10 protein-coding genes are annotated in these 12100 nt (G+C 41.1%); 9 read left to right on the forward strand and 1 reads right to left on the reverse strand.

Features of this window, described 5'->3' with window-relative positions; genetic code table 11:
* Positions 1 to 61 precede the first annotated feature (61 nt).
* The 3 genes from ACE3G9_RS14570 (at position 62) to pgi (ending at position 4773) form a co-directional block, all read left to right on the forward strand.
* Positions 62 to 1456: a replicative DNA helicase gene (locus tag ACE3G9_RS14570; RefSeq protein ID WP_417879697.1), complete on the forward strand. Its 1395-nt coding sequence runs from the start codon at positions 62 to 64 to the stop codon at positions 1454 to 1456.
* 85 nt (positions 1457 to 1541) lie between these two features.
* A complete protein-coding gene (alr, locus tag ACE3G9_RS14575; RefSeq protein ID WP_417879698.1) occupies positions 1542 to 2627 on the forward strand; it encodes an alanine racemase in 1086 nt (361 codons plus the stop codon).
* A gap of 493 nt (positions 2628 to 3120) precedes the next feature.
* Positions 3121 to 4773, forward strand: a complete 1653-nt coding sequence (gene pgi / locus ACE3G9_RS14580; RefSeq protein WP_449219531.1) for a glucose-6-phosphate isomerase — start codon at positions 3121 to 3123, stop codon at positions 4771 to 4773.
* A gap of 122 nt (positions 4774 to 4895) precedes the next feature.
* Here pgi and zur read toward each other — a convergent pair whose 3' ends face one another.
* A complete protein-coding gene (zur, locus tag ACE3G9_RS14585; protein WP_417879721.1) occupies positions 4896 to 5354 on the reverse strand; it encodes a zinc uptake transcriptional repressor Zur in 459 nt (152 codons plus the stop codon).
* Between the two features lie 93 nt (positions 5355 to 5447).
* Here zur and dusA point away from each other — a divergent pair, with 93 nt between their 5' ends.
* From dusA to ACE3G9_RS14615, 6 genes are all read left to right on the forward strand, one after another.
* Positions 5448 to 6434 (forward strand): tRNA dihydrouridine(20/20a) synthase DusA, encoded by a 987-nt coding sequence (dusA, locus tag ACE3G9_RS14590; protein WP_449219532.1) that lies wholly within the window; start codon positions 5448 to 5450, stop codon positions 6432 to 6434.
* 176 nt (positions 6435 to 6610) lie between these two features.
* A complete protein-coding gene (locus ACE3G9_RS14595; protein WP_027695412.1) occupies positions 6611 to 6823 on the forward strand; it encodes an envelope stress response protein PspG in 213 nt (70 codons plus the stop codon).
* Between the two features lie 103 nt (positions 6824 to 6926).
* Positions 6927 to 7157: a hypothetical protein gene (locus tag ACE3G9_RS14600; protein ID WP_027695413.1), complete on the forward strand. Its 231-nt coding sequence runs from the start codon at positions 6927 to 6929 to the stop codon at positions 7155 to 7157.
* 217 nt (positions 7158 to 7374) lie between these two features.
* Positions 7375 to 9189: an assimilatory sulfite reductase (NADPH) flavoprotein subunit gene (locus tag ACE3G9_RS14605; RefSeq protein WP_449219533.1), complete on the forward strand. Its 1815-nt coding sequence runs from the start codon at positions 7375 to 7377 to the stop codon at positions 9187 to 9189.
* Complete coding sequence (gene cysI, locus ACE3G9_RS14610) at positions 9189 to 10916, forward strand: assimilatory sulfite reductase (NADPH) hemoprotein subunit (RefSeq protein WP_417879709.1); 1728 nt, start codon at positions 9189 to 9191, stop codon at positions 10914 to 10916. The genes ACE3G9_RS14605 and cysI overlap by 1 nt, the downstream gene beginning before the upstream one ends.
* Positions 10909 to 11691 (forward strand): phosphoadenylyl-sulfate reductase, encoded by a 783-nt coding sequence (locus ACE3G9_RS14615; protein WP_417879710.1) that lies wholly within the window; start codon positions 10909 to 10911, stop codon positions 11689 to 11691. The genes cysI and ACE3G9_RS14615 overlap by 8 nt, the downstream gene beginning before the upstream one ends.
* Positions 11692 to 12100 lie beyond the last annotated feature (409 nt).

The following is a 12100-nucleotide window of genomic DNA, read 5'->3' on the forward strand; positions in this document are numbered from 1 at the left end:
TGATTACAAATCGACACACTCAGTTATAATAGTCGACTTCATTTCGTAAGTAAGTGGTCCCATGGCAGAAAATAAACCTCGTAAAATCATAGACGCTCAAGTTGATGCCCTTAAAGTTCCTCCTCATTCTCTTGAGGCTGAACAGTCTGTACTCGGCGGTCTTTTACTCGATAATGAACGCTGGGATGCGATTGCTGGCAAGGTAGTAGAAAAAGACTTCTATAGTCGACCACATCGTCTTATTTTTGCCGCAATCAAAGCGATTTTAGAAAATAGCCAACCCCTTGATCTTATCACTTTATCTGAGCATCTCGAACAGCGAGAAGAACTTGAATCTGTCGGTGGTTTCGCTTATTTAGCCGATCTCGCTAAAAACACACCTAGTGCTGCCAATATTAATGCCTATGCCGATATTGTGTGTGAGCGTGCCTTAGTTCGTAATCTTATCGGTATTGCGAATGAAATCGCCGATGCAGGTTATGACCCTCAAGGGCGTAGCTCGGCTGATTTGCTTGATATGGCAGAAAGTAAAGTGTTTGCCATTGCTGAAGAACGCACCACCGAAAGTGAAGGTCCTCAAGGGGTGGATAATATCCTAGAAAAAACTCTTGAGCGAATCGAAGAATTATACAAATCACCACAAGATGGGGTGACCGGGGTTTCGACGGGCTTTACTGATCTCAATAAGAAAACGGCAGGCTTGCAAGGCTCTGATTTGATTATTGTCGCGGCACGTCCTTCAATGGGTAAAACCACTTTTGCGATGAACCTGTGTGAAAATGCCGCAATGGATCAAGAAAAGCCGGTACTGATTTTCTCACTAGAGATGCCCGCCGAACAGTTAATGATGCGTATGTTGGCTTCATTGTCACGCGTTGACCAAACTAAGATCCGTACCGGTCAATTGGATGATGAAGATTGGGCGCGTATTTCATCGACCATGGGTATTCTGATGCAGAAGAAGAATATGTATATCGATGATAGTTCGGGCTTAACGCCAACCGATTTACGTTCTCGTGCACGTCGAATTGCTCGTGAAACCGGTGGCTTATCGATGATCATGGTCGATTACCTTCAGTTGATGCGTGTGCCGGGTCTGCAAGATAACCGTACTTTGGAAATTTCAGAGATCTCTCGATCTCTTAAAGCGCTGGCTAAAGAGTTAAATGTTCCAGTCGTTGCACTATCTCAGCTTAACCGTTCTTTGGAGCAACGTGCTGATAAGCGCCCAATTAACTCGGACTTACGTGAATCTGGGGCGATTGAGCAGGATGCCGATTTGATTATGTTTATCTATCGTGATGAAGTGTATCACCCAGATAGTGCGCTTAAAGGTATCGCAGAAATTATTATTGGTAAGCAGCGTAACGGCCCAATCGGTTCAGTACGACTCACTTTCCAAGGTCAGTTCTCTCGCTTTGATAATTACGCTGGCCCTGCTTTTGATGATGAATAAATAACACAATCAAGCTAGCTTTTATTGGTCAGCTTGATTTTTTTATTGCCTATTACCTCGCCTAGTATCTCAAGGACACACTGAAATGAAGCCAACTCTGGCTGCGACTGCCAAGATAGATTTAGCGGCATTGCGTCACAACTTGGAGCAAATTAAGCTCAAGGTACCGAATAGCCAAATCACCTCGATTGTTAAAGCCAATGGATATGGCCATGGTGCAGTTCCTGTCGCGTTAGCGCTAGCGTCATTATCAGATAACTTTGGCGTGGCGAGAATTGAAGAAGCTTTAGAGTTGAGGCGTGCTGGAATCAGTCAGTCGATTTTATTACTCGAAGGCTTTTATGCTGATTCCGATCTCCCTATTTTACAAGCCAATAATCTTCATACAGCGCTACATTGTGAAGAGCAATTAGTTGCATTAGAGCAAGCAAGCTTAGCTTCTCCTATTCATGTGTGGCTGAAAATTGATACGGGTATGCATCGGCTAGGGATTCGGCCTGAAGATCTTAATGAATTTATTGATCGTCTCCATGCTTGCCCGAATGTCGTGAAACCACTGCGCTTTATCAGTCATTTTGGTTGTGCTGATGAGCTTGATAATCCGGTCACTATGCAGCAAATAACGTTATTTACCCAATTAGCTGAACCTGAATGTGAGCGTTCTATTGCCGCTTCATCAGGAATTTTAGCTTGGCCAGATAGTCACCTTGAATGGGTAAGGCCAGGGATTATTTTGTATGGTGTTTCACCTTTTGAAAATCAAACCGCTGAGTCTTTAGGCTTTAAGCCTGCCATGACCTTAACCTCTCAATTAATTGCGGTGCGAGATGTCAAATCAGGAGAGAGTGTTGGCTATGGCGCTACTTGGACTGCTCAACAAGACACTAAAGTAGGTGTGATTGCGATGGGCTATGGTGATGGTTATCCACGCACCGCACCAAATGGTACACCGGTATTGATTAATGGACGTCGAGTACCGTTAGTTGGGCGAGTATCTATGGATATGTTGACGGTTGAGTTGGGTGCGGATAGTCAAGATGAAGTGGGCGATGAGGCAACCTTATGGGGAAATGGATTACCAGCAGAAGAAGTGGCTCATCATATTGGTATGATTGCTTATGAGTTAGTGACCAAATTAACCGGGCGTGTTGCACTGCTTTATTCGGAATAGCCAGAAACGAATGATGAAAAAAAGTCATTTGGTTTTCTTTCAGTCGATTCACCAGCCGAGCGGCAATTAACTCTAGTTTCGAATATCGAGTGATGCCAGATTAACAGCCATTACAAAATTGGCCAGTGTTTGATTGCTATAAAGTGCCATGGTGGCTATGGGTACTGTTTACCGATGTTGGTCGATTAGCCGATGAAGAAAGCATGTTCCGAGTAATGGTTAATCATCCTTTTAAATTATCGCCGTTATTTAATTGAATCTGAGATTTGTTGATTTCTTTCATTGTGACTTTTCTTTAAACTGATGTAACGCAATATAGATCACATAAATCACTGCGATAATTATTCAATAGCAGTATAAGAAATTTTAAGTTGAGCCTAGGAATGCGGCTAAGCTTGTTTTGTATCGGGGTAGGCAATTAACGCTCATGTTTTTAATAAACACGATCGTTTTTTGTTCTGAATAAATCCAATAGACTTATCGGGAATGAGTAATGTTGAAAAATATCAATCCAACCACAACGGCGGCGTGGAAAGCGCTAACTAGGCATTTTGAATCAGCACAAGATATGGAGTTAGCTGCTCTATTTGCTCAAAATGCTGATCGTTTTAATCAATTTTCTGTAACATTTGGCTCCGACATTTTAGTCGACTACTCTAAAAACTTGTTGGATAAAGAAACCTTCACTCATTTATTTGCCCTTGCTGAGCAAACTGAACTTAAAGCCGCGATTCAAGCAATGTTTGCTGGCGATAAGATCAACCAAACTGAAGGTCGCGCCGTTTTACATACGGCTTTACGTAATCGTAGCAACACACCGGTTATGGTAGATGATGAAGATGTCATGCCTGGCGTAAATGCTGTTCTGGCGAAAATGGAAAGCTTTACTAACCGTATCGTATCGGGTGAATGGAAAGGCTATACCGGTAAAGAAATCACGGATGTTGTGAATATCGGTATCGGTGGTTCTGACCTTGGTCCTTACATGGTTTCTGAAGCATTAACAGCTTACAAAACACGTCTGAACATGCACTTTGTATCTAACGTGGATGGTACTCATATCGCTGAAACACTAAAGAACTTGAACCCAGAAACGACCTTGTTCCTAGTAGCATCAAAAACTTTTACTACGCAAGAAACTATGACTAATGCGCATAGTGCACGTGACTGGTTCCTTGCGATGGCACAAGATTCAGCACATGTTGCTAAGCACTTCGCGGCGCTTTCTACAAACGCAAAATCAGTAGAAGAGTTCGGTATTGATACGGATAACATGTTTGAATTCTGGGATTGGGTTGGCGGTCGTTATTCTTTATGGTCGGCAATCGGTCTTTCTATTTGTCTTGCAGTTGGTTTTGATAACTTTATTGAGTTATTGGAAGGTGCCCATGAGATGGATCAGCACTTTGCTAATACCGAATTTGAAAATAACATTCCTGTGATCTTGGCGTTGATTGGTATTTGGTACAACAACTTCCATGGTGCGGAATCAGAAGCTATTCTTCCTTACGATCAGTACTTACACCGTTTTTCTGCTTACTTCCAACAAGGGAACATGGAATCAAACGGTAAATATGTTGACCGTAATGGTGATGCTGTGGATTACCAAACTGGTCCAATTATTTGGGGTGAACCGGGTACCAATGGTCAGCATGCATTCTATCAGTTGATCCACCAAGGCACTAAGTTGATTCCATGTGATTTCATTGCACCTGCAGTCAGCCATAACCAAGTCAGCGATCATCATCAAAAATTGATGTCAAACTTCTTTGCTCAAACGGAAGCTTTGGCTTTTGGTAAATCAAAAGCACAAGTTGAAGCGGAATTTGCAGCAGCAGGCAAATCACCAGAAGAAGTGAAAGATTTGGTGAACTTTAAAGTGTTTGAAGGCAATCGCCCAACGAACTCTATTTTAGTTAAGCAAATTACGCCTAAAACACTAGGTAATTTAATTGCGATGTATGAGCATAAGATTTTTGTTCAAGGCGTGATTTGGAATATCTTCAGTTTCGATCAGTGGGGCGTGGAGCTTGGTAAGCAACTTGCTAATCAAATCTTGCCTGAACTGGCGGACAACAATGCGGTAGACTCGCATGATAGTTCAACTAATGGTTTGATTAACGCATTCAAAGCTTTTAAAGCCTAAGCGATTAACTAAAACGTAAGTGATTTACAAACTGATATTAAAAAAGAGAAGCTCAAATTGGGCTTCTCTTTTTTTGTCAATTTTGCCATGAAGGATAATGAAGGGGAGTAATACCAATCTAATTAATCAGATTGACAGTTTTGGCAAATCCCATGAGTTTCGATGACATGGTTAGTGAGTTTAAATCCATGTTGAGCAATATTTCTGGTTAGCAATTCAACTAAGGATTTATCTTGAAGTTCACTGATATCGCCACATTTGTCACAGATCAATAAGTGTGAAAAGTGTTTATTACTGCCATGACAATCATGCTCATCAAAAAAGCAACAGGAGACAAAGCTATTGGTTGATTCCACTCTGTGAATAAATCCCTGTTCAAGCAAAAATTCTAATGCGCGATAAACGGTCGGCGGCTTTGCTTGAGGTTCGGTTTGTTTGAGTTTATCGAGTAACTCATAAGCAGTCGAAGAGCCTTTTTGTTGCCAAATTAACTCAAGCACTTGTTGACGCTGCGAGGTGAGGCGAACCCCTCGTTGTTGGCAAAGGTCCGTTACTTGTTGGATCAAACGTTTATTCAAAATCTGTTAACCTTAATTTTCATTGGTGTACGCCTTTGCTGCCTATGGTAAAATATTTGGCCAAATAAGTCAGAGATATTTATCCCATATACCATTATGAATAATTACCCAATGCAACGTTTTTCCATTGCCCCGATGCTCGATTGGACTGATCGCCACTGTCGTTACTTCCATCGCTTATTATCTGAACATACGTTGTTATACACTGAAATGGTTACAACCGGTGCGATTATTCATGGTAAAGGGGATTTTCTGCAATTTAGTCAGCAAGAGCATCCGGTGGCGTTGCAACTTGGTGGTTCTAATCCTGTTGATTTAGCCCATTGTGCCAAGCTTGCTCAAGAGCGTGGTTATGATGAGGTAAATCTAAATGTCGGTTGTCCTTCCGATCGTGTACAAAATGGTAAGTTTGGTGCGTGCTTAATGGCAGAACCTGAGCTGGTGGCTGATTGTATGGCAGCGATGCGTGAAGTGGTGGATATTCCGGTTACGGTAAAAACGCGTATTGGTATTGATGATCAAGATTCTTATGAATTTTTAACTCGCTTTGTTTCTATGGTGAGTGAAAAGGGCGACGTTGATCAATTTACCATTCATGCTCGTAAAGCTTGGCTAAGTGGATTAAGTCCCAAAGAGAACCGTGAGATTCCAGAGTTGGACTACCCTCGTGTCTACCAACTTAAGCAAGATTTTCCTGATTTAACTATTGCGATTAATGGTGGCGTAAAAACTATTGAGGATTCATTAACGCATTTAGAGCATCTTGACGGTGTGATGGTTGGGCGTGAAGCCTACCAAAATCCTTATTTGTTAGCCGAAGTTGATCAGAAAATATTTGGCAGTGATAAGCCAATTAAGAAACGTCGTCAGGTAGTACAAGAAATGCTGCCTTACATTGAACAAGAAATGGCGGCCGGTGCTAGCCTAGGTCATATCACTCGTCACATGCTAGGTTTGTTCCAAGCAATGCCAGGCGCTCGTCAATGGCGACGTTATATTAGTGAAAATGCGCATAAACCGGGTGCTGGTATTGAAGTCGTTGAAGCGGCACTAGCCAAAATTCCAGCAGAATTAGACGTTTAATCTCACTTCTACAGTGGCGGATTTGGCCTTTTATTGGTTAAATCCGCTTTTTTATTGTCTCTCCTTTTTACTCCTTATTTAAGTTACTGAATCTTAAGTCTTTATATTTGGTTAAACTTGGCGCGTAATCTGCATAGTTAGGTGCAATATCTGATTTTGATTAAATAGGACCATTTATGTTTGAACTGCTTTGTATTCTCGTTTTTATCGGCATGTTGATGTTCACGGGTGTAACCATGGTGACTTTCTTTATCGCTTTAGCGGCTGCACTCGTGTTTGCTTTTATCGTAAGTATGGTAGGGGCGGTGATAAAACTACTGCCTTGGATCATTGTCGCGTTGATAGGTTTGTATATTTATAAACACTACAATAAGCCAAGCTCTTATTAATTTTTTTGACAGGAGGAGGGTAATTTAGCTGCCAAACTAGCAAGTCCTGAAATTTGCGCCATGATTAATAGTGAGCATTGTGAGTGACATGGAAGGGCACATCATGACTGTGACAGAACTTCGCCGTTTATATCAAGATAAGCAATTGATTGAAGCGATTATTGAGTCCTCTATTGAAGAGGAAAGCTGGATTGTCGAATTTCGCCATAATAGAGGTGGCTTAGTGTTGCTGACTGATGAGCATGGAAAAGAATGTCATTATCAAGATGCCGACGAAGCTTCTCGCTCTGCTTTAGATGTGGGTTTTAAACAAGTTCGTATTGCTAACAAATAGTCATTAATAAACAGCGGGCTAACGGCTGTTTTTTCTCTGCTTTTATTATTCCTCTCCTTTCTTATTTCCAAAAAGTTATAAAACATACTTATCAATTCTTTCTCGCGATTCATTAGAGTCGTTAATCTATTGTCATGAAGCAATAATATTGTATCCCTAAATGTTCCCACCTGAATTGAGAACGTTTGAGCTTATATAAAAGATAGGATGTCGTGACATGTTACTTAAGGATCTTTCTGCTTTGGCAAGTCCGCTCAATGATCAACAAATCGGTCAATTGCAGCAGGCTATGTCTGAGTTATCACCGCAGCAGCTTGCGTGGGTGAGTGGTTACTTCTGGGGGCTAAGCCAAACCGAACAACCAGCAGCCGGAGGCGCTACTCAATCTCAACTTTCAGTCGCCGCTGAACCAGCGGGAAAATTGACTATTATCTATGCCTCGCAAACCGGTAATGCCAAAGGCGTCGCTGAAGCGTTAAAAAATGAAGCAGATGCCAATGGTATCGCTGTAGAGTTATTTGATGCCAGTGATTACAAAGGTAAGAATCTCGCCAAAGAAACTCATGTCATTATTGTTGCCTCAACCAATGGTGAAGGGGAAGCGCCAGATAATGCGATTGAGTTGCATGAATTTCTGCAATCGAAAAAAGCCCCTAAATTAGCCAACTTAAAATATGCGGTTATTGCATTAGGTGATTCTAGTTATGAGTTTTTCTGCCAAACTGGTAAAGATTTCGATAACTACTTAAGCAAGCTTGGTGCAACGGCTTTCCTTGACCGCCTGGATTGTGATGTTGATTATGAAGCTCCGGCGAGTGAGTGGCGTAAACAAGCATTAGAAAAAGTAAAAGAAACGCTATCGGCGAGTGATGCACAAGTGGTGCAATTACCGGTAGGGCAAAGCGCACATGTTGAAAGCCCTTGGAATAAACAAACCCCTTACACTGCGAGTTTACTGACTAGTCAAAAGATTACCGGTCGTGATTCAGGTAAAGATGTTAGACATATTGAAATTGATCTTGAAGGATCGGGTATCACTTATCAGCCTGGTGATGCACTAGGGGTATGGTATGAAAACCATTCAGATCTGGTTGCTGCGATTTTAGAGCAAGTCGGTTTATCTGGAATTGAAAGCATTGAACTCGATGGTGAAAGCATTTCTATTCATAGTGCACTGGTTAATAAGTTTGAAATTACGGCATCGAATCCACAGCTTGTGAGCCAATATGCAGAGATTTCGGGCAGTAAAAAGCTGCAAATACTGGTGGAAGATAAAGATAAGCTTCGTGAGTATGCAAGTAAGACTCAGGTACTTGATGTGTTAAAAGAGAAGAAAACGACTCTTACGGCTGAGCAACTCGCGAGTTTATTCCGTAAATTAACGCCAAGATTGTATTCAATTGCATCTAGCCAAGCCGATGTTGAGGATGAAGTGCACTTAACGGTTGGTTTGGTTGAATATCAGCAAGGTGAAGAGACTCGTTATGGTGGCGCATCTCATTATCTGACTCATCGTTTGGAAGAAGGGGATAATGTTAAAGTATTCATTGAGCATAATAATAACTTTAAGTTACCACAAGACGACACTGCTCCAATGATCATGATTGGCCCGGGTACGGGGATTGCACCATTCCGTAGTTTTATTCAAGAAAGAGAAGCGAGAGATGCCGAAGGTAAAAACTGGTTATTCTTTGGTGATCGTACCTTCACTCAAGATTTCTTATATCAAGTTGAATGGCAAAAGTATTTGAAATCAGGTGTGCTAACAAAACTCGATGTTGCCTTTAGCCGAGATCAGGCAGAGAAGGTATATGTCCAAGATCGAATTTTAGAAAATGCCGCTGAAGTATGGCAATGGTTACAGCAAGGTGCGTATATTTATGTATGTGGTGATGCTAATCGTATGGCCAAAGATGTGCATAAAGCATTAATTTCAGTAGCTGAAGAACAAGGAAAACTAGGTCGCGAACAAGCAGAAGCTTTTGTGAATGACTTACGTAAAGCAAAACGTTATCAAAGGGATGTGTACTAATGAGCACGAAAGAACAAGTAGTATTAGGTGAAGTATTAGGTCCACTTTCTGATGGTGAACGTTTAAAAGCCGAGAGTAATTTTTTACGTGGTACGATTGCAGAAGATCTACAAAACCCAATTACTGGTGCAGTAACGGGGGACAATTTTACATTGATTCGTTTCCATGGCATGTATTTACAAGATGATCGTGATATTAGAGCTGAGCGCGCCAAGCAAAAACTGGAGCCATTACATACTTTGATGGTTCGTGCACGTTTACCAGCGGGTGTGATCACACCAACGCAATGGCTTGGTGTCGATAAGTGGGCGGATGAACATACTTTATATGGCAGTATTCGTTTAACCACGCGTCAAACCTTTCAATATCACGGTGTTTTAAAGCCTAATATTAAGAAGGTTCATAAAGCGTTGAACTCGATTGGTATTGATACAATTGGTACTGCGGCAGATATGAACCGAAATGTTCTATGTACGGCGAATCCATATCAATCAGAAGTACATAAAGAAGCGTATGAGTGGTCAAAGAAGATCAGTGAGCACTTTTTACCACACGCTCGAGGGTATGCGGAAGTTTGGCTAGATGCAGAAAAAATTGATAGTACGGTTCAAGAAGAAGAGCCTATTTTAGGTCGTACTTACTTACCTCGTAAATTTAAAACTACGATTGCGATCCCGCCTTTGAACGATGTGGATGTTCATGCCAATGACCTAAATTTTGTGGCTATTGAAGAAAACGGTAAGTTAATTGGTTTTAACGTGCTGGTGGGCGGTGGTCTTGCGATGACTCATGGTGATACTTCTACTTATCCTCGTCGTGCTGATGATTTTGGCTTTATTCCGGTTGATCAAACTTTGGCATTTGCTGAAGCAGTGGTAACCACGCAACGTGATTGGGGTAATCGTTCTAACCGTAAAAATGCGAAAACTAAATATACATTAGATCGTGTTGGTATTGATGTCTTTAAGGCAGAGGTTGAAAAACGCGCTGGAAGTCAGTTTGAAGCCAGTCGTCCATATGAGTTTACTGAGCGTGGCGACCGTATTGGTTGGTCTGAAGGAATTGATGGGAAATATTACTTGTCTTTATTTATAGAGAACGGTCGTATTTTAGATTACCCAGGTAAACCACTTAAGACGGGTATGGTTGAACTGGCGAAAGTGCATAAAGGTGATTTTCGCATTACGGCAAACCAAAATTTGATTGTCGCAGGGGTATCAGCCGATCAAAAAGAATTAATAGAAAGTATTGCAGTCGCTCATGGTTTAATGGATGCATCGATAAGTGAGCAACGTAAAAACTCAATGTCTTGTGTGGCATTTCCAACTTGTCCATTAGCGATGGCTGAGGCAGAACGTTTCCTTCCTTCTTTTGTTACAGAAGTAGAAGGGATTTTAAAAAAGCATCAGTTACCGAAAGAAGAGAATATTATTTTACGTGTAACAGGCTGCCCTAATGGTTGTGGTCGTGCAATGCTGGCTGAGATTGGTTTAGTCGGAAAAGCACCGGGGCGTTATAACTTACATTTAGGTGGTAACCGTAGTGGTACTCGTGTTCCTAAGATGTATAAAGAGAACATTACGGATAAACAAATTCTACAAGAAATCGATGATCTAGTGGCTCGCTGGTCTAAAGAGCGTAAAGATAAAGAAGCGTTCGGGGATTTTGTGATTCGTGTTGGTATTATTAGTGAGGTCGTAATCTCTAAGAGGGACTTCTATGCTTAATACAGAAGATGTGAATATATCTTTAGAAAGCTTGGTTAGCCTTAATAAGGTGGAACAAAGCTTGAAACTGGCTGAAATTAATAGTCAGCTTGAAGTGATTAGTGCACAACAAAGAGTGCGTTGGGCATTAGATAACCTACAAGGAGAGTTTGCGGTTTCTTCTAGTTTTGGTATTCAGGCCGCGGTGATGCTTCATTTAGTGACGCAGGAAAAAGCAGATATCCCTGTTATATTGACAGATACAGGTTATCTGTTTCCGGAAACTTATCGTTTTATTGATGAGTTAACACATAAGTTGAATTTAAACTTGAAGGTGTTTCGCGCAGAGCAAAGCCCAAATTGGCAGGAAGCTTTATATGGGAAACTGTGGGAACAAGGTGTAGAAGGGATAGAGAAATACAACAAGATTAACAAAGTTGAGCCTATGCGTAGAGCATTGAATGATTTAAATGTGTCGACTTGGTTTTCGGGTTTGAGAAGAGATCAATCTAGCTCACGTAATCATTTACCTATTCTTGCGATTCAAAATGGTGTGTTTAAATTTCTTCCTATTATCGATTGGACGAATAAAGACATCTTTGAATACCTTCAAAAACATCAACTGGCTTATCATCCGCTTTGGGAAGAAGGGTACTTATCTGTAGGTGATACACACACAACTCGTAAGTGGGAACCCGGAATGTCAGAAGAAGAGACACGATTCTTTGGATTAAAACGAGAATGTGGGCTTCATGAGGATGATCCTGATAAACAAATCGATGGTTTGGGTATTTAACTATCTTAATAATGCATGAAATAAAGAGAGTCATAACTGGCTCTCTTTTCGTTTTTGTGGATAACTCTGTGGGTAACCTGGGTTAAAGCTTGTGTAAAATTGTACAAATAAGCATTTGGTGTAATTTTGTGCATGTAAGCGTTATTTTTGAGATTTTTTATAAAAAAGAGTTGCTAATGTGATTTGGATCTCTATAATGCGACCTCACTGACACGGAGCACACAGCCTAACGGCAGCAACGAGTCAGAGGTCAAAACCTTCTCAAAAAGGTTAGCAAAAAAAGTTTTAAAAAAGTGTTTGACACGAACTTTTAAATCGCTAAAATGGCCGCCCTGTTCAACGAGACGCACTAAGCGATTTCAATAAGAACAACGCTCTTTAACAATTTAAACCTATCAATCTGTGTGGG

The sequence above is a fragment of the Vibrio sp. E150_018 genome (assembly GCF_053544035.1).

Coding starts and splice junctions, on each gene's coding strand:
- ACE3G9_RS14615 (WP_417879710.1), top strand. CDS start 10,909: ATGCTTAATACAGAAGATGTGAATATATCTTTAGAAAGCTTGGTTAGC.
- cysI (WP_417879709.1), top strand. CDS start 9,189: ATGAGCACGAAAGAACAAGTAGTATTAGGTGAAGTATTAGGTCCACTT.
- ACE3G9_RS14595 (WP_027695412.1), top strand. CDS start 6,611: ATGTTTGAACTGCTTTGTATTCTCGTTTTTATCGGCATGTTGATGTTC.
- dusA (WP_449219532.1), top strand. CDS start 5,448: ATGAATAATTACCCAATGCAACGTTTTTCCATTGCCCCGATGCTCGAT.
- pgi (WP_449219531.1), top strand. CDS start 3,121: ATGTTGAAAAATATCAATCCAACCACAACGGCGGCGTGGAAAGCGCTA.
- ACE3G9_RS14570 (WP_417879697.1), top strand. CDS start 62: ATGGCAGAAAATAAACCTCGTAAAATCATAGACGCTCAAGTTGATGCC.
- ACE3G9_RS14605 (WP_449219533.1), top strand. CDS start 7,375: ATGTTACTTAAGGATCTTTCTGCTTTGGCAAGTCCGCTCAATGATCAA.
- alr (WP_417879698.1), top strand. CDS start 1,542: ATGAAGCCAACTCTGGCTGCGACTGCCAAGATAGATTTAGCGGCATTG.
- ACE3G9_RS14600 (WP_027695413.1), top strand. CDS start 6,927: ATGACTGTGACAGAACTTCGCCGTTTATATCAAGATAAGCAATTGATT.